Origin of the sequence: Gracilibacillus kekensis (genome assembly GCF_900143085.1) — a bacterium.
Lineage (GTDB): Bacteria > Bacillota > Bacilli > Bacillales > Amphibacillaceae > Gracilibacillus > Gracilibacillus kekensis.
The window spans coordinates 386,051-404,479 of record NZ_FRCZ01000004.1; the positions used below are offsets into that span (position 1 = coordinate 386,051).

Annotated in this window: 22 protein-coding genes and 1 riboswitch; of the genes, 2 read left to right on the forward strand and 20 right to left on the reverse strand. The window is 34.2% G+C overall.

Features of this window, described 5'->3' with window-relative positions:
* Nucleotides 1-26 precede the first annotated feature (26 nt).
* Complete coding sequence (locus tag BUC25_RS12155; protein WP_073202133.1) at nucleotides 27-281, forward strand: ferredoxin; 255 nt, start codon at nucleotides 27-29, stop codon at nucleotides 279-281.
* A gap of 136 nt (nucleotides 282-417) precedes the next feature.
* On the opposite strand, the gene BUC25_RS12160 is transcribed toward BUC25_RS12155, so the two are convergent.
* The 14 genes from BUC25_RS12160 to BUC25_RS12225 form a co-directional block, all read right to left on the reverse strand.
* Entirely contained in the window at nucleotides 418-1,623 is a 1,206-nt protein-coding gene (locus tag BUC25_RS12160; RefSeq protein ID WP_073202134.1) for a hypothetical protein, read from the reverse strand.
* Nucleotides 1,610-2,152 carry a sigma-70 family RNA polymerase sigma factor gene (locus tag BUC25_RS12165; RefSeq protein ID WP_073202135.1) on the reverse strand — a complete coding sequence of 181 codons (543 nt, stop codon included), beginning with the start codon at nucleotides 2,150-2,152 and terminating at the stop codon, nucleotides 1,610-1,612. The genes BUC25_RS12160 and BUC25_RS12165 overlap by 14 nt, the downstream gene beginning before the upstream one ends.
* 211 nt (nucleotides 2,153-2,363) lie before the next feature.
* Nucleotides 2,364-2,852 (reverse strand): ECF transporter S component, encoded by a 489-nt coding sequence (locus BUC25_RS12170; protein ID WP_073202136.1) that lies wholly within the window; start codon nucleotides 2,850-2,852, stop codon nucleotides 2,364-2,366.
* Between the two features lie 4 nt (nucleotides 2,853-2,856).
* Nucleotides 2,857-3,231, reverse strand: coding sequence for a DUF4430 domain-containing protein (locus tag BUC25_RS12175; RefSeq protein WP_073202137.1), 375 nt, complete (start codon nucleotides 3,229-3,231; stop codon nucleotides 2,857-2,859).
* A 98-nt stretch (nucleotides 3,232-3,329) separates the two neighbouring features.
* Nucleotides 3,330-3,510: riboswitch (cobalamin riboswitch) on the reverse strand.
* Nucleotides 3,511-3,512: 2 nt separating this feature from the next.
* A complete protein-coding gene (locus BUC25_RS12180) occupies nucleotides 3,513-4,232 on the reverse strand; it encodes a response regulator transcription factor (protein WP_073202138.1) in 720 nt (239 codons plus the stop codon).
* Nucleotides 4,233-4,564: 332 nt separating this feature from the next.
* Nucleotides 4,565-5,755, reverse strand: a complete 1,191-nt coding sequence (gene ccsB, locus BUC25_RS12185; RefSeq protein ID WP_139251820.1) for a c-type cytochrome biogenesis protein CcsB — start codon at nucleotides 5,753-5,755, stop codon at nucleotides 4,565-4,567.
* 25 nt (nucleotides 5,756-5,780) lie between these two features.
* Nucleotides 5,781-7,406 carry a cytochrome c biogenesis ResB family protein gene (locus BUC25_RS12190; RefSeq protein WP_073202139.1) on the reverse strand — a complete coding sequence of 542 codons (1,626 nt, stop codon included), beginning with the start codon at nucleotides 7,404-7,406 and terminating at the stop codon, nucleotides 5,781-5,783.
* 17 nt (nucleotides 7,407-7,423) lie between these two features.
* A complete protein-coding gene (gene resA / locus BUC25_RS12195; RefSeq protein ID WP_073202140.1) occupies nucleotides 7,424-7,999 on the reverse strand; it encodes a thiol-disulfide oxidoreductase ResA in 576 nt (191 codons plus the stop codon).
* A 66-nt stretch (nucleotides 8,000-8,065) separates the two neighbouring features.
* Nucleotides 8,066-8,782, reverse strand: a complete 717-nt coding sequence (locus tag BUC25_RS12200; RefSeq protein WP_073202141.1) for a pseudouridine synthase — start codon at nucleotides 8,780-8,782, stop codon at nucleotides 8,066-8,068.
* A gap of 158 nt (nucleotides 8,783-8,940) precedes the next feature.
* Nucleotides 8,941-9,471 (reverse strand): spore maturation protein, encoded by a 531-nt coding sequence (locus BUC25_RS12205; RefSeq protein WP_425292874.1) that lies wholly within the window; start codon nucleotides 9,469-9,471, stop codon nucleotides 8,941-8,943.
* A 23-nt stretch (nucleotides 9,472-9,494) separates the two neighbouring features.
* Complete coding sequence (locus BUC25_RS12210; RefSeq protein WP_073202143.1) at nucleotides 9,495-10,079, reverse strand: nucleoside recognition domain-containing protein; 585 nt, start codon at nucleotides 10,077-10,079, stop codon at nucleotides 9,495-9,497.
* Entirely contained in the window at nucleotides 10,072-11,178 is a 1,107-nt protein-coding gene (locus tag BUC25_RS12215) for a D-alanyl-D-alanine carboxypeptidase family protein (protein WP_073202144.1), read from the reverse strand. Before BUC25_RS12215 ends, BUC25_RS12210 begins: the two co-directional genes overlap by 8 nt.
* Before the next feature lie 262 nt (nucleotides 11,179-11,440).
* A complete protein-coding gene (scpB, locus tag BUC25_RS12220) occupies nucleotides 11,441-12,022 on the reverse strand; it encodes an SMC-Scp complex subunit ScpB (RefSeq protein ID WP_073202145.1) in 582 nt (193 codons plus the stop codon).
* Between the two features lie 14 nt (nucleotides 12,023-12,036).
* Nucleotides 12,037-12,771: a segregation/condensation protein A gene (locus BUC25_RS12225; RefSeq protein WP_073202146.1), complete on the reverse strand. Its 735-nt coding sequence runs from the start codon at nucleotides 12,769-12,771 to the stop codon at nucleotides 12,037-12,039.
* Nucleotides 12,772-12,909: 138 nt separating this feature from the next.
* On the opposite strand from BUC25_RS12225, the gene BUC25_RS12230 reads away from it, so the two are divergent.
* Nucleotides 12,910-12,993 (forward strand): YjcZ family sporulation protein, encoded by an 84-nt coding sequence (locus BUC25_RS12230; protein WP_073202147.1) that lies wholly within the window; start codon nucleotides 12,910-12,912, stop codon nucleotides 12,991-12,993.
* 280 nt (nucleotides 12,994-13,273) lie between these two features.
* Here the strand turns inward: BUC25_RS12230 and BUC25_RS12235 are convergent, their stop codons facing one another.
* The 6 genes from BUC25_RS12235 to BUC25_RS12260 form a co-directional block, all read right to left on the reverse strand.
* On the reverse strand, nucleotides 13,274-13,639 hold the full coding sequence (locus BUC25_RS12235) for a GNAT family N-acetyltransferase (protein ID WP_073202148.1): 366 nt from the start codon (nucleotides 13,637-13,639) through the stop codon (nucleotides 13,274-13,276).
* A 293-nt stretch (nucleotides 13,640-13,932) separates the two neighbouring features.
* The gene (locus tag BUC25_RS12240) at nucleotides 13,933-14,367 is read right to left on the reverse strand and encodes a peptidylprolyl isomerase (protein ID WP_073202149.1); all 435 of its coding nucleotides are present in this window, start codon (nucleotides 14,365-14,367) and stop codon (nucleotides 13,933-13,935) included.
* A 12-nt stretch (nucleotides 14,368-14,379) separates the two neighbouring features.
* Nucleotides 14,380-15,678 carry a diaminopimelate decarboxylase gene (gene lysA / locus BUC25_RS12245; RefSeq protein ID WP_073202188.1) on the reverse strand — a complete coding sequence of 433 codons (1,299 nt, stop codon included), beginning with the start codon at nucleotides 15,676-15,678 and terminating at the stop codon, nucleotides 14,380-14,382.
* A 195-nt stretch (nucleotides 15,679-15,873) separates the two neighbouring features.
* Nucleotides 15,874-17,340 (reverse strand): spore germination protein, encoded by a 1,467-nt coding sequence (locus BUC25_RS12250; RefSeq protein ID WP_073202150.1) that lies wholly within the window; start codon nucleotides 17,338-17,340, stop codon nucleotides 15,874-15,876.
* 18 nt (nucleotides 17,341-17,358) lie between these two features.
* A complete protein-coding gene (locus BUC25_RS12255) occupies nucleotides 17,359-17,778 on the reverse strand; it encodes a stage V sporulation protein AB (RefSeq protein WP_425292871.1) in 420 nt (139 codons plus the stop codon).
* 4 nt (nucleotides 17,779-17,782) lie between these two features.
* Nucleotides 17,783-18,400 (reverse strand): stage V sporulation protein AA, encoded by a 618-nt coding sequence (locus BUC25_RS12260; RefSeq protein ID WP_073202152.1) that lies wholly within the window; start codon nucleotides 18,398-18,400, stop codon nucleotides 17,783-17,785.
* Between the last annotated feature and the right edge of the window lie 29 nt (nucleotides 18,401-18,429).

Consider the following 18,429-nt stretch of genomic DNA (forward strand, 5'->3'; position numbering starts at 1 on the left):
CTAAAATAAAGGGAAGTGACTTCAACATGCCCTATTACACTTATATAGATAAAGAAACATGTATAGCTTGTGGTGTCTGTGGGGCGACTGCTCCAGAACTATTTGATTATGATGAAGAAGGAATAGCTTTCGCGAAACGTGATAAGAACTCTGCTAGAGAAATAGTTCCCCGTCAATATGAAGATGATTTATTAGATGCAGAAGAAGGTTGTCCAACAGAATCAGTAAAAGTAATAGAAAAAAAACTTAACCACTTTCTATACTCACTTAATACTAGCTAAATGATTGTATTTTCTATTGTTTCAACATTAAACTTGTGATAATAGTATTGAGATCTTATATCGGCTATAGCTGCCCGCTTCACTTTCTGTAGGTTTATCTCCAGAAGTGAGGCGGGCGGTCTTCGTTAACCTAGCATTATTTGTTAAAGTCAATTACATTGATTTGATTTGTCGTTTTTAATGGCTTGGTTAAATCATATCTCCCTACCTGCTCTACCCCTATATCAAATGTTACTTGTTGATAACCATACGAATTAGCCGTTGCAAGAATTGCTTCAATCATGAATACTGTTAATTGGTTATTAGCTATTTGTGAGGAAGAAACCGAAATAAACACGTGATCTTCAGACATATCTTCTACTTTTAGATTTGCATCTGTAGGTATACTTGCACTCACTTGATTATTTGCTTCATTTTCTTTCATCTCTTTTAAAGCGGAAGATAGTGTTTTATATTGGTTATTTGTTATAGCTACTAACCACTTCATAGTATTATTTTCCATTTGAAAGTATTTATAAGGTATTTGACTAATGTCTGGTAACGAATAGTTGTCAGTATTTCCTCCTATTTGTTCCACAATTGGGTGATTATCCTCAAAATTAACATTTCTAATTTCTAATGGTCTAAACATAAAGGATAATACTTTCTCAAAGTTAGAAACATTCGAACCACTTGATTCAAGTTGAAATGAATCTTTAAATCGTACATGGACTATGTTATCTTCGGTTTCAAATTCCATATCACTTATTCCAATATCATATAAACCATTTTTCTGTAAATTGATATGTGTATTTAATAGATCAATATTGGTTGAATAATCTTTATCCGCCGTGTTCGTAAGTGTTAGTGGAACAATATATTGCGCTTGCTCTGTAACAAAAGCAGTTCGTACAACAGAATCAACTAATTTTCTATTTAGTAAGTAGTTATACGTTTGATCTAATGCGCTAATACTTTCTTCTTCAACAGTTTCATTATCATCTAAATCATTTAATGTTTGGTCACTGTTCTCTCCCGTTACAGTTGCTTCATTTGATTGATCGAAATTTTCCATTTCTGCACTGTCCATTGCAGTATCTTCCTTGTTAGAGGATGATTGATCAAATTGGTTAGAGAAGTTTTCTTGACTTAAAACAATAATAAAGAGTATAACAATTGCACATGCAGATGCGATTGTTGGAATCCATTTGTTTCTTCGCTTTTTAATAGCGATATTTTCACTGTGGTTTAATTTATTTTTGATTAATTGATACACTTCATCTTTTGAACGACCATCTGCTACTTTGGGCATTTTCTGTAATTGCTTTTTTAGATGTTCTTCGTTGTTTTTAAACTTCACCATAATCATCCTCCTCTCTTTCCGATGTTTTTACACATTGTTGCAGGATTTTTAATGCACGATGTTGAGTGGTTTTTACTTTGCTGGTTGACCATCCTAGTATTTCTGTTGTTTCATTAATGTTAAAATCTTGTATGTATCGTAAAATGATCACTTGTTTTTGGTCATCACTACACTGTTCCAAGCAGTGATATATTTGTTTCATTTGATCATCTAACAGTAAATATTCTTCTGGTTCGAACTGTGAGGATCGCAATTGTTCACCATCTTCACTCCAATTAAAAAATTCCAAAAACTTGTTTCTTTTCCGTTTTAATTTTCGAAAGTGATCGAACGTAACATGCCTAGCTATTGAAAATAACCACGTTTTTTCAGTACTATCACCTTTAAAGTTATCATAGGAGTGAAGAACTTTAATATATACATCCTGCACAATATCTTCTGTTTGTTGTATATCTTTTACCATATAAAAGACGAATTGAAATAAATCCTGATGGTAGTTATCATATAAGTTCTCAAAAGTGGTCTTCACTATAAGACCCCCTATTCATATAATATTTGTCGTACATTTATAAAAAAAGTTACGAAAGTTTTGTACACTGACAAAAGAATTCCATATCTTTTTTTGCTTACAGAATTAAAATACCACAGTAATAGATACTGTGGTAGTGTTAATTTTATATATTAATCTTGGCCAACTACAGGTATTATTTTTTCGTATTCGATTTCTTACTGAAGTTACATTATCCATTTTGATGTTGAAATAGTCTAACTAAGATCGGATACAATATGAGCATAAAAGCCCCATTACCTATGGCATGCATAGTATCAAATGGAATACCAGCCAAATAATACGCAAGAAAACTCCCAGCATAAGTAAACGACCCTATATTCACTACTAATCCATAGATATAAGCTGCCAATATAGAAAATAAAAGGAATGCTATCATTTTATTAGATTTTTCATATTTACCCAGTAAACCTGATAACATCGCAATAACTGTCCATGCTATCATTTGCCATATTGTCCATATCCCCATTCCTAAAAAAAGGTTAGTCAGATAGGTACTTATAATTGCGATAAATATTCCAGGCAAAACACCCAGCATAGCACTTGCTATGATAATTATTGTTGTTACTGGTTGGACATTAGGTAGAAATTGAAAACTGATTCTTCCAATTACGCATAGTGCTGCCAATAAGGAGATTAATGTCAACTTGTAAGTATTCATTGGATTATTCAGTTGCTTTCAAATCAAATGTAATATGATCTTCATCCTTTACCTCATAATCAGCTATTCCTACATTCGCCATCTCACCATTTATTTCATACATCCAGTAATGCTTTTCTTCGATATTTTGTTGATGTCCTTCAATTGCAGTCAAAAAACCTTCTTCTGAAACTTCTACATTATAATTTTCTTCTAATACAGTTAAGAGTGTTGTTTCAGATTCGACCGTAATATTTTCATTACTGATTTGTGTATCACTCGTTTGATCTGTAATTGTTATTTGTACATTTACTTCTTCTGTTATTGCTTCATCTTCACCACAAGCTGCTAATAATATTGTTAAGACAATAATAGATAATATTTGTGTTATTTTTTTCATTTATAATTCTCCTCAATTTAAATTAGTTGAGGATAAAAGCTATGTTATAGTATGTATTTCTGTATACACCTAGACCACATGCTTATTCCTCGAAGCATGAATATAGATGAATAATGGCAGGTCTCCTGACTTGTGCTTTACTTCTACTTTAGCCTCTTCCCATACGTAATACGTACAGTGATATCAGCTATTTCGTCTGCACTTACAGTTGCGAGGACAGTTCTGGACTTACACCAGATTCCCTATTAAGAAATTGTCACCATTAAACATAATTCATTTTTTTATGTTTGTGATATTTCGAACTTGTAGCCAACGCCCCATACGGTTACAATCATTTTCGCTGCATCTGTTGAGACTTTGCTTAATTTCTCCCGGAGTCTCTTGACATGAGTGTCAACTGTTCTTAAATCTCCAAAAAACTCATACTTCCAAACTTCTTTTAATAATTCTTCTCTATCAAATACTTTGTCAGGTGATTTAGCCAAAAACAGTAATAATTCATATTCTTTAGGAGTTAAATTCACTTCTTTATTATCAGCTAAAACACGATGTGCGTCATTGTCGATCATAAGGTGTGGGAATTCAATCATATCCTTTGACCGGTTGGAAGAATTCATGATTGTGGAACTATTCGATCTTCTTAATAATGCTTTTACTCGTAAGACAACTTCTCTGGGACTAAAAGGTTTGACAATATAATCATCCGTCCCTGCTTCAAATCCATGAATCCGACTTAATTCTTCACCTTTAGCGGTTAGCATAATGACAGGTGTGGATTTTTTTGCGCGCAAATCCTTACATACTTCGAGTCCATCTTTCCCAGGCATCATTAAATCCAAAAGTATTACTTCGTATTCTTCAGATAGAGCAAGTTTTAAGCCTTCTTCACCATCTTCTGCCTCATCTACCTGATAACCTTCACGCTCTAAATACATTTTTAACAAGCGTCTAATACGTTCTTCGTCATCTACTACTAATATTTTTTTTATTTCATTTTCCACCCTTCTCCCCCCCTATCTCTTTCTATAGTATATCTATAAAAAGCACAAGAGACAATTATCTCTTGTACTTTTATTTTGAACCGTTACGACTTCAGAATCAACTGATATAAAGGAATGACGGACTACACAGAAAGTGTTAACACCTGTGTTGCCTACAGGACATAGGTGTACTTAGCAAATGCTCTTCCATCACGAACCGAATGACATTCGCCTACAGGTATTCCAATCGGCAAGTCTTCTTTATTTCATAAGGTCGCCTAGTTTTTGGTTGCTCGAAGTTAGACATTGTGAATTTTTACACTTTCTTACCTTATTAAAAAAGTTGATGTAGATTATGCGTAAGAATGCAATCCAGCTAATACTAAATTAACTACAATTAAATTAAACATAATAATCGTAAAGCCGACAACTGCTAACCATGCAGAACGTTCTCCGTGCCATCCTTTTGATAGACGAAGATGTAAAAATATAGCATAGAAGAAAAACGTAATTAACGCCCAAACTTCTTTCGGATCCCAACCCCAATATCGGTTCCAAGCTTCTTGTGCCCAGATTGCTGCAAAAATCAGACCACCTAATGTAAAGACAGGAAAACCAATAGCTACTGCTCGATAACAAACTTCATCTAATAATTCTGGATTAGCCTTCTTCAAGATAGGCTGTATCGCCGCTGCAATTCGTTTACGCAATATTAATCTCATTACTAAATATAAACCTAAACCAATCAATAAAGACCAAACTAATGTATTTAGTTTACGTGGGGCTTCAGCTCCATGCATCCACTCTGGTGTCGGAATCATAGCTTCCATTCTATTTTCTGTTAATAATTCACCATCACCAGGTCCAAAAATTGCAGGTAAATGATAATTTAATGTTGACTCATTTCCGTCTACGGAATAAGAAAAAGAAGCATTATAATCCATTGCCGAAAATGTACTGGTAATAAGCACAAATCCAATGGTTGCACACACGGAATACATGATTATCTCTAACCCTATTGTTTTCAATGTTATTTTGGTTTGATCGATTTGACGGATAAGGTAAATAATTCCTGCAACAAAACTAACTGCTAATATAGCTTCTCCTAAAGCAACGGTTGTCACATGGATATATAACCAATGACTTTTGAGAGAAGGAACTAATGGTGATATTTCTGTAGGATACATGCTTGCATATGCAATAATTAATAAAGCTATCGGCAAAGCAAATAATCCTAGTAGTTCAATTCGATAGATCAAATACAAAATGATAAAAGCGAACACTAGCATCATACCGAAAAATGTTACAAATTCAAACATATTACTTACTGGGGCATGCCCACTTGCTATCCATCTTGTGATAAAATAACCTACTTGCGCAACAAATCCTAGTATCGTAGTACCTATAGCAAGTTTATTAACAAGTGTAAATTGTTTCTCTTTTCGTTTATCTCTAATAGTTGCTGCGAAAAAGACAATCGAAATTAAATAAATCACAAACGCAGTATATAATAACCCACCACTAATTGAAATATAATCCAACATTTTCTCCTCCTTCCATCACCTAATTTTAGTCCTGTTTTTGCTTATTTTCTTGATCTTCTACCATTTTAAATGACGTACCCTCGATTACTTTTTCTATTTCTTTTGTGAGTCCATACCAGTTTTTGTTTGTATGGCAGGCAATTAAAAGTTTTTCGTCACCTTGATGGATCCAAATCCTCCGGTGTTGCCAATACATTCCTTGAATAACACCAATCATAAAAATAAACGCACCTAGTCCTAATATAGGTAATGTTAAATCTTTCCTTACTTTCAAACCACTTACATCCCTGACACTAAAATCAGTCAAACCAATTTTATACTGATTATCACCTGAGGGGATATTTTGGCCAATTGCCAAAAAGCTTGCTTCTTGTTCTTCTATATCCGGTCCATAAACAAAAAATACAAAACCTGGATTCCGAGGATAATTCGAAATTGATCTAGGTTGTCCATCATCTAATTCATATTCTGGATAATATTTATTTAACTCGATACGGTAGCCGTTTTCGAACTTATACTCACGCTTAGGATCCGTTAAATCAACTGTGAATTCTACAATAGCTTCTTCTTCCTCATCTGTTGTTTCATGTAATTTGAAGGACATGCTTTCAAATTCACTTAGTTGATAACTATCTTGATAGAGTGCTAACCCATTAATTTTCAATGGTTCGTTTACAATTATTTCTCCACGCTTTATTTCTTCCAATTCTGCTTCAGTTCCGACAATATCATCTGATACATCCTGATAGATGACAGCATTTGTCTCAAAATGTTTTGGTACAGGACCACTATTGTTTTGTAAAGCTTCTTCAAATACAGCATCTTCTTCATCTTCACCGTATGTTTCGAAGATAAATTCCTGATTTTCTATGTAGTATTCTTGGTTCGTACTTGGTATTACGGTCGTTTCACCTTCTCGTACCCACACATAATCATCAATATACATAAAAGGCACAAAACGGAAGATCGTACCTAATAGGAAGATAATAAGTCCTAGATGATTTACATATGGTCCCCACCTGGAAAATCTGCCTTTCTCAGCTAGTATGTGGCCGTCTTTCTCAGCAATCTTATAACGATTTTCCTTTAATTTACTGATCAATAGTTTTTTTTCATCAACTGAGTAATCTTTATATTCCCCGAACAATTTTTGTCTTTTAAGAAAATTAGGATGTCGTTTTACCGCTTGGTGTTTTAAAGCTTTATATAGTGGTACCCCACGATCAATGCTCACAATAAAAATTGAAATACCTATTAAAGCTATTAAAATCATATACCACCACGAACCATATAAATTATGAAAGCCAAGTTGATAGTAAATTTGTCCAGTAATTCCATATTGGTCACGATAATGCACAGACGGATCCACTGATCTTGGAATGTACATTTGCTGTGGATAAATAGTTCCTAACGCTGAAGCGACCAGTGCAATTGCAATTAACGTAACTCCTATTTTAACGGAAGAGAAAAAATTCCATATTTTATCAATGATAGAACGGTTTTTTGTTTTGGAACGTATCGAACTACCATCATAACGCATATTTAACAATTTACCTTTTTGGTCATTATCTAGCGGATTTCCACATTTTTCGCAAATGGTGGTGCCTTCTTTATTAAGATGACCACATGTATTACATGTTATAGTGTTCATTCAAAAACCCCTAACCATCATTTCGGTTCAATTTGCTTCAAGTAACCTTCTAGTCTCTCAAGTGTTAACTCTCCCAATACCCTTTCCACTACTACACCATTTTCATCAATGAAATATGTGGTAGGCAATGGCCGTATACCATACGCATCCAAAACTTGACTTTTTTTGTCATGAAGAATAGGAAACGATAAATTATATTGGTCTACGAAATTATCGATAACTATTTCGGTAGCATCAACACTGACCGCTACGATTTCTACCCCTTTTTCCTTATATTCAGGGTATAGTTGTTCCATATAAGGCATTTCACGTTCACAAGGTTCGCAGTACGTTGCCCAAAAGTTGAGCATGACGCCTTTTCCTTCCAAATCAGATAATTTCATAGCTGTTTCATTATTAGTTGCTACTTGTTTCAATTGAAAATTCGGTGCTTGATCTCCAATGTTTACAACTGCATCTTCTTCTGCTGTTAGGTTGGAAACTACAGCAAATAATAATGCTGCGAATAATATAATTAATATAGAAGAGCGAAATATTAAGCGATTTCTCTTTTTATTTTTCTTTGTTTGTTTCGCTTTTTCAATTTTATTCATAAGACTCACTCCCTCCGATCATTGTATCATTTACAGTGATCAAAAATTGTGACAGTTATTTAACAATTATTTCGCCAATTTCTTTAATTCCGCTATTTCGTGTGGTGTTAATTCTCTATGTTCGCCTGGCATTAATCCATCTAAAGTTAAAAATCCAAATTTTTCTCGTTTCAGTTTTTGTACTGGGGTCCCAATAGCTTCAAACATTCGTCTGATCTGTCTATTTTTACCTTGATGTAAGACCAGTTTAATAATAGCTGTTTTCTTTTGTGGATCAACAGACATTGTTTTTACATATTTAGCCTTTAGAAGGTCGCCTTCAGAACGAATTCCCTTTTTAAATAGCTGTAATTTTTCTTTCGATGGAATACCTTTTGTCTTAATTACATATTCCTTATTGAATTCATGGCTTGGATGCAATAATAAATTAGTAAAATCCCCATCGTTTGTCAAAATTATTAACCCGGAAGTATCATAGTCAAGTCTACCGACTGGATAAATTCGTTCCTGGTATTCTTCAAAATAGTCAATAACCGTTTTTCTATTTTTGTTATCACTAACACTTGTAATTACACCTCTAGGTTTATAAAAAAGAAAATAAAGATGCTTTTCTTTTTCGATTGGAACTCCTTCTACTTTCACTTCATCCTGTTCAGAAACTTTTGTTCCTAATTCGGTTACAGTCTTACCGTTAACTTCTACCAAGCCTTTTTCAATTAATTTTTCTGCTTTTCTTCGCGACGTGATCCCACTTTTTGCGATCACTTTTTGTAATCGTTCCATCTTCTCACACTTTCTCTAATAATTTATCTATCATTAACTTCCTGAAGAGTTTCATCGAGTCAAAAGCCCGTTAACTGAAGTTTGACTTTATTTAAATACTTATGTCCATATCCATTTATGATCTTTACATGAAAAGGAGTAGCGCTATAAAAACGCTACTACAAAAATAACCACGTAACAATCATTACCGAGACCATTATACCAATAAAATCGGCAATCAGTCCAACTTTTAGCGCATCCCCCATTTTTTTTATACCAACCGCACCAAAATATACGGTTAATATATAAAGTGTGGTATCAGTACTTCCCTGCATGGTTGATGCCAATCTCCCTAGAAAAGAATCAGGTCCATAAATTTTAATAATCTCAGAGGTGACACTTAATGCTGCTGTACCTGAAATAGGTCGTAAAATGGCAAGCGGGGCAATTTCAGCTGGAAATCCTACTTTTGATAGTACTGGCTGTAGAAAAGTAATAAATGCATCTAAAGCACCTGAACTTCTAAGAATGGCTATTGCTACTAACATTCCTAATAAAAAAGGAAGAAGAGAAATAGACATTTTTAAGCCTTCTTTCCCTCCTTCAACAAATACTTCATATGCTGGGACCTTTTTGATTATTGCAATAAGCAATATCATCATAATTGTTATTGGAACCAACCAGATACTGATGATTGTCAACCACTCCACCATTTTGGACGCTCCCTTCGTAATCAAAGTAATGAATCTCTTCTTTTTCTTAACAAACGGTCCACTGTAATTGCTGCAACAGTGGTAATTAAGGTAGCCAAAATTGTGCTTGCAACAATCTCTGTCGGAGCAACAGATTGATATTCCATTCGAATTGCAATTACAGTTGTCGGAACAAGTGTAATACTGGAGGTGTTGATTACTAAAAAGGTTATCATCGAATTACTTGCACGATCAGATTGACTTATTTTTTTCATTTCTTCCATTGCTTTTATCCCCATCGGCGTAGCTGCATTACCTAATCCGAATAAATTAGCAGAAAAATTTGCAAGGATATAACCCATAGCCGGATGATCTGCAGGAAGTTCTGGAAACAATCTTCTAACAACTGGTCTTGAAACTTTCGCAAAGCCTCTTAAGATTCCTGCATGTTCCGCAACCCTCATAATTCCCACCCAAAATACCAGAACACTCGTTAGACTGATAACAAGTGTCACTGCATCATTAGCACCTTTAAATAAGGCTTCATTTACTTGTTCCATTGTACCATTAAACATAGCATAGACAATTCCGATGATAGCCATCATTGCCCAAATAATATTAATCACTAGTATCACCTAAGAATCGATGCACCTGTTGCCAAAAGTTTTCCCAAAATCCTTGACTATTATCTTCAGTTGAGGAAGTTTGATAAATAGCCGTGTCGATTATTAATTTTCCATTCAAATAGAATGCTCGTTTGCCAATCTGTTGAAATGATAAAGGTTCTTCTACTACATAGTTTTTTTGGTGAATTTGATTTAGTTCTTCCTCTGCTAATGGATAATATATTTCTTCTTTTATACTAGCTTCGATTACTTCAGAATGATTACTAGGTGAAGGCAGTGTAAATGTAATTGGTTCTTGTAATTTATAAAGCGGGAATTCTTTAAATCCCCACTCGAATAATTGAATGTGATCTTGCCAGTCATTTGATGCGTTTAAAGTCACAGCAATCAGTGTTTGTCCATTTTTTTCAGCTGTTGATACTAATGTTCTACCTGCAGCACGTGTATAGCCGGTTTTTCCTCCATTACTATATTTATATAAATGTGTTAATAATTTGTTTTTGTTTATCCAAGGATAGTCTCTAGATTTAGCTGAATAGGAAGATGTAGAAGATATTTCACGAAAAACAGGGTTTTCCATTGCATATTTTGTTAGAATCGCCATATCATATGCGCTTGAGTAGTGATTTTCTGAATCAAGTCCATGAGGATTATCAAAATGACTGTTATTCATACCAATCCATTTTGCTTTCTCATTCATCAAATACGTGAATCCTTCTTCACTGCCACCAACATGCTCGCTGATAGCTACTGCCGCATCATTTCCCGAACGTAACATCAAACCGTAGACTAGTTCTTCTAAGGTAATGACGTCATCTTGTTTTAAATAAATGGATGAACCTTCGGTTATTGTTGCTTTATCACTTATTTTCACCTTTTCCTCTAATTTCCCGGATTCTATCGCAATAATCGCAGTCATTATTTTTGTAATACTGGCAATAAGTGTGGGAGTATTAGCCTCTTTTTCAAAAAGGACCCTACCTGTACTCTGATCCATTAATATGGCGTTTTCGGCCGATACTTGCACATTAGCTTTAGTCACATTCGGGAAAATAACAAAACATGTTATAAGACAAATACTATAGATGATTTTTCGCATGACACACCTCTTCTCACATGACAACTACGTTTGTATCATTGTATGCAGACAGGCTATGCATATGCCAAAAATGTAAAACAGTTTAAGACACTCTATGTTTCTCCAGTGATTGTGGAATCTATTTATACTTTTTGGTAACTTTCATTCCAGCGAATTGTTTTATCCAAAGATCCACTTTGTCTGATAAATACACATAAATCCAAACGAAAGCTATTCGAATCGTTTGGATTTCAATAATTACGATACACTTATGTCCGATTTTCTAGTTATTAATATCTTGTAAGCGACTAAAGAATAAATCTGCCTCTTCTTCTACTTCGATTTCGTTTACATCTTCTGGGAGTGGTGGTAAATCCTCAATCGAACTTAACCCAAAATAGGTTAGAAATTCTACTGTAGTTCCAAACAGTATTGGTCTTCCCACACCTTCTTTTCTTCCTATTTCTTCAATCAGCGCTCTTGCTACAAGTGTTTGTGTTGGTCTTTCGCTTTTTACTCCTCTAATCTGCTCAATCTCCGTTCGAGTAATTGGTTGTAAATAAGCTATGATCGCTAATGTTTCTAAAGCTGCTTGCGAAAGTTTAGAGTGAACTTTGGTTTCCTTGAATTTCGTAAAATAGTCGCTATGTTCAGGTTTCGTAGTCAAAAAGAGAACTTGCTGTGACTCCATTAACATTAAACCTCTTTTTGCATGTTCATATTCAAATTTCAACTCCTCTAAGAGATGGTTTGCCATATCTTTATCCAAATCTAATACTTTCCGCAAGTCTTTTTTATGTATACCTTCATCTCCGGCAGCAAAAATTAAACCTTCCATTATTGCCTTTATATCATTAATGTCCACATTGCTAACCTCCATCAACGTATATCATCGTAGCGAAAAACAATTAATTCGTCTAAATTACTCTCTTGTTTACAATTAATTTGTTTCTGTTTCATTAACTCTAGTATAGCTATAAATGTCGCTACTATATAAGTTCGTGTTTTATTAGGGAAAAGTTGATAAAAAGATATTGGCTGTTTGATATCTTTAATCTTTTCCATGATCTCACCCATTCGTTGATCAATGGATACTTCCTGACGCTTCACAGATGTTTCCATAGGTCTATTCCATTTTCTTCTCTCCATCACTTTTCCAATAGCTTCAATTATATCATAAATATTTGCAGCCCCTGCTGGCAACTCTTGTGTTTCCTCTTTACTTATTTGCATAGGAGGGCGAGTATGTACTTGGCTCTGTTCCATTTCTCGTTCTTTTAAATGTTCAGCAGCTTCTTTGTATTTACGATATTCGATAAGTCTTCTCATCAGTTCCTCTCGAGGGTCTTCTTCATACTCCTCTTCTATTTCCAGAGTTGGGTTCGGCAAAAGTAATTTACTTTTAATCTCAAGTAAAGTGGCTGCCATCACTAAATATTCACTAGCAATATTTAACTCCAATTGTTGCATCGTGTGGATATATGCCATATATTGAGATGTTATTTCAGAGACTGGAATATCATAAATATCGATTTCATATTTATTGATCAGGTGTAGCAATAGATCAAGAGGGCCTTCAAATGTTTCTAATTTAACTTGATAATGGTCTGACATACCGGTTCCTCCAACTAAATATTCAAATTTATAGGCTATCTGTTATAAGTGCCTATACCCTTTAAGCGATGATGCATACATTAATCTAGAAAGATCAATTATAAATTGATTAAATTAAACTCAACAGGAGGTTTTAAAATGGGATATTCTTATAGCGGTGGTTTTGCGTTAATAGTTGTGTTGTTTATTTTATTAATTATCGTAGGTGCAGCTTGGTTCTAGAAAGAAATTGCTAGCTTATCGTCATATGACGATAAGCTTTTTTAATATAACGAAATATTAAACTAGACTGTGAAGTTATTGGAGCATTTGAAGAGGTTCTTTACAGGATATCGATTTTTCTTAACGGGATATTCCCTGCGCTTAACGGGATAATAGGTTCTCTTCACAGGATAAGTGGACTTATCCCGTGAAGACAATTAATTATCCCGTCTGCAATATCTCATTACTAGTAAATTATATAAAAGAACCTTTGCTAGATAAGGTTAGCAAAGGTTCTTTTTCACTCGTTTGAATTCTCCGAACATTTTTGCAGGAACTTATCTGTTAAGTCATTCGGAATCACTTCATAAGATGTACCGTAATGATTTTTAAGAGCATTGACCATATCTTTTCCAATACCCATGTTTCGATGGGAAGGATTTACAGTGATATGTTGCACTACTGCGGTTTGTGAGTCCTCATCTAAATAAACACCAATAGCACCTAAGACATCTTCTTCATGCTTCCACAAAAATAGTTGCCATTTATCATTTGATTCGTACTCATTAATGGTATCTTGCAGTTTTTTCACTTCTTTTTCATCTGGCATGAAAGAAAGTAAACCCATTGCAATTTTCTCAAACCTTTTTTTAAAACGAATTAACATATTGAACCCCTCATTATTCATAACAATCATATATAGAATATGTTATGTTTTCATCCAAAAGTAGTTACTATTTATATATTCTTTCCATAAACTAGGATGATAATACAATTTCAAACCAATAATAACAACCCCATACAATTGCCAACACCAATAATACTAAAAAGAGTATACTATTTTTTTTGCGCATTTTGATCGTTCCTTTGAGTCTTTTTACGTCTCATACCTAATGTTTACAATAGTATATTCCCATAGTGATGTCAATCTTTATCTAAATATGCCATTGCAGTAATAGTTTACACTTCGGTAACACGTATAGACTTCATCATATCTCCTTGGCGAATACGAAGCATCATATCCAAACCTTCTGTGATTTGACCAAATACAGTATGAACACCATCAAGATGTGGTTGTGCTTCATGAACTAAGAAAAACTGACTTCCGCCCGTATCCTTACCAGCATGTGCCATAGATAATGATCCTGCCACATGTTTATGAGGATTTCCTTCTGTTTCGCATTTAATTGTATAGCCAGGTCCTCCCATTCCTGTTCCAGTAGGATCCCCACCTTGTGCAACAAAGCCAGGAATAACCCTGTGGAATATCACACCATCGTAAAATTTATCATTTGCTAGCTTTTCAAAGTTCTCTACTGTTTTTGGAGCAGCTTCCTCATATAATTCAATTTCAATTTTTTCACCATTTTCAAATTCTATTACAGCTTGTTTCATTATTTTTTCCTCCTATTCGTAGGACAGGTCATTTTGGACCATGTCTTCAAACGATTCTCGTTTTATTACTAGTTTATCTTGTCCACTTTCTACGAACACGACAGCCGCCTTAGGAAATCGGTTGTAATGATTGGACATCGAATAACCATATGCACCTGTTGAGAAAACGGCTAAAATGTCATTATTCTTAACAATAGGTAATTCTATATTCCATATTAACATATCACCTGATTCACAGCATTTTCCTGCTACTGAAACTTCTTCCTTGTTCTTACTGTAGACATTATTCGCAATTACTGCATCATATTCTGCGTTATAAAGGGCAGGCCTTAAATTATCGGTCATGCCACCATCAACTGAAACATACTTTCTTACATTTGGAATATCTTTAACAGATCCTAATGTATATAATGTTAAACCGGCATCTCCTACAATGGAACGGCCAGGTTCAATCCAAATTTCAGGAAATTCCATTCTATACGTTTGAACTTGCTTTTTAACCGTATCAATTAAGGATTGAACATAAATCGATAATGGTAGTGGATCGTCATCTTTCGTGTAACGAATACCAAATCCACCTCCAAGATTCAAAACTTCTGATTCAAATTGAAAACGACTTTTCCAATCACTTAGAGTTTGAAACAAACGTTCAACCGCCATTGTAAAACCATCTGTTTCAAAGATTTGAGAGCCAATATGACAATGAAGTCCCAAAATGTGAATAGAATTAATATTCATTAGTTTTTGTATAGCCTCTTCTGCTTGTCCATTTGATAAATCAAAACCAAATTTTGAATCCTCGTTACCCGTTAAAATATAATCATGGGTATGTGCTTCAATTCCAGGTGTAACTCTGATCAAAACATTCATTTCTTTTTGCCTGTCTTGTAGCGTTTTTGCTAGCAGATCAATCTCATAGAAATTATCAATCACAATACAACCAATATCATGTTCAACTGCCATCTCAATTTCTTCAATACTCTTGTTGTTTCCATGCATATGTATTTTTTCTACAGGAAAATCTGCTTTTAGAGCTGTGTATAGTTCTCCTTGCGATACCACATCTAAACTTAAGTTTTCTTGTTTTGCAACTTGGATCATAGCAATTGACGAAAAAGCTTTACTAGCGTAAGCAACTTGTGCTTTTATACCTTGTTCTCGAAAAGTATCAACAAATGCCCTCGCGTTTTGTCTGATTTTTTCTACATCATATACGAACAAGGGGGTGCCATATTTATTAGCTAACTCAATAGAATCTAGACCCCCTATTGTTAGATGTCCTTGAGCATTGACATTGAACGGGTGTAACATATTCTGACCTCGCCTTCTACCTTTAACAAATTTCACAGTTAATGATTGTTCAAACAAAAATCCCTTATCCTCGTCTTTTTTTCACAAAAAACGGGGGGACAAGGGATATATTCATTCCCATTTCAACAAAGCATTACAAAGTATAAAGTAAATTTATCACAGCCGCTTCCGTAGTTCAAGTGTTTGTTTACTAGTTCATGATTGTTTTTGATTATTTTTCGGATGAACAATACTTGGTCTAGTCTTAGACAACGGCATAGATACCCGAAATAATATTTGCCACAAGGCTTTGTCATTAAACGGTATTAACGGCCACAAATACGGAGTCTGTAACGATCTGGTAGAAATCAATAATAATAAAAATAGTGTCATTCCAATAATTAATCCTTTAACTTGAAAAACAAATGTCAAAATTACTAATAAGATTCTTGCCATCTTATTGGCAACACTTAATTCATAACTAGGTGTGGCAAACGTTCCAATCGCACTTATTGCGACATATAAAATAACTTCCGCACTAAACAAGCCAACTTCAATTGCTATTTCACCTATTAGAACCGCAGCAATTAAACCCATCGCTGTTGAAAGCGGAGTAGGTGTGTGTATAGCAGCCATCCTTAAAAATTCAATACCAATATCTGCCAATAATATTTGAACTATAATTGGAATGTTACCTGTCTCATTAGGGCCAATGAACTGTAAATTCTCAGGTAATAATGTAGGATCTAACACTAGTAACAACCACATAGGCAGTAAAATCAACGATGCAGTAATTCCTATAAAACGAACCCATCTAACAAAAGTACCTACTGCTGGAGCCTCTCGATACTCTTCTGCATGTTGAACATGATGAAAATATGTCGTTGGCATTATAATCATACTTGGAGACGTATCTACCATTACTAGCACATGCCCTTCCAATAAATGTGTGGAAGCAACATCTGGTCTCTCTGTATAACGTACTAATGGATAAGGATTTAATCCTTGTTTTACCAAATATTCCTCAACAGTTTTATCTGCCATGGATATACCGTCTACATCTATTTGGCTTAATTCATCTTTTATTAATTTTACAAGTCCTTGATCTGCTACATCTTGCAAATAGGAAATACAAATATCGGTTTTCGAACGTTCACCTACTTGTATAATTTCATGTCGCAATCGTTCATCTCTAATTCTTCTCCTGGTTAGTGCTGTATTTTCGATAATATTTTCTGTATATCCATCTCTGGAACCTCTTACAACTTTCTCGGTGTCAGGCTCTTGTGGCGCCCTTCCCGGATAATGACGAACGTCGATAATGAAACATTCAGATTCGCCATCCAAAAAGATTACAAGCAGTCCGGATAACATTTGGTCAATTGCCTCATCCATTGTTTTTGCTTTTTCGATTTGTTGATGAACAATACGATTATTTAATTCATCATATAAATTGCTATGTACATTCTCGTCATCATTAATTGAGACTAACTTTTTCATAATTTCAATTATAAAACTCGTATCAACTAATCCTGTTACATAATATAATTGGATTTTTTTCTTAAGTACAACTAATTCGCGGAACCCAACATCAAATGACACTCCTATGCCAAGTTTTGATTTAAGAAATTCTTGATTTTTTTCGATAGACGGATATATTTTTGTTGCATTTTTATTTTTCACTAGTAATTACTTCCTCCTCTAAATAATATCTACAAAAATAAGCCAATGAAACAGGGAACCCATTATTTTTCCGATGACGATAGCCATTAGAAACCATAATAATTCTTTATCAATACCTAGTCTTTTCATTAATATTGGAAATACATTTAATACTTCAGTCAGTGCTGCAGCTAGCATTCCAACAAAAACTCCGTGTAATAAACCCCAAAAAACTAGCACAAGATTAGGTAAGTCGATCGTCATATCTGTGAAGGTTAGATAAGTGCCTGTTAAAGCACCTATGATCACACTTGCCTGGTAGTAATTCATCCAATTAATTGATTTACTTAGCTGTACGAGTCGAGGGATGATTCCTAAGACCGTTAGAAATGCTACAAATCCTGAACCGACTATTAATCCTGAGCCAAAGCCCACTATTGTTTGGATCAATATATACATAAGTTCAATTTTCATTTTGATTATTTAAAGTATTCTCATGATAAATTAAATAATTATCGAGATCTTGCTGATAATTAAACATCTCTACTTCTAATGGGCTCGGTTCCTCGTTAAAGCGTTTTTTGAAAATATGATTAAAGAATAGAATCATCCCTAGACCAAGGCCAATAGAATAAGGTATTTGGATCCATAGCGGTTTTTCAATTTGATCACCTGTTAATAAGTAATACAATCCTTTATGTACTTCTTCCATACTGACATCATAATGGAAATTCATTATTGCCATTGCAGAACCTATACAAAGAAGTAACCAGATGATAAGAATTAATAGAACATTAGCTTTCTTCTGATTTTTTTTTATTTCCACTATGACTTGATTTGCTCCGACTAGTTCTACCGTTAAAAATGGATACGTATCCACCAATGTAGTTAATAACTGAAATCCATCAATTACAGACACATTTTTATCTGCTTCAGTGATTTGATAAATTTTTAAATTTTCAACTTTATTTAAGTAACTTATATTTCCAGTTAAATAAGAAATATCACCCAGCCGTAAAAGTTGATTTGAATCAACAGATATTTTCTTTTTTAGACGAAGATACACCTTCTCATCCTGCATATTTCTCATCCTTTTTCTGAGCAGACCTT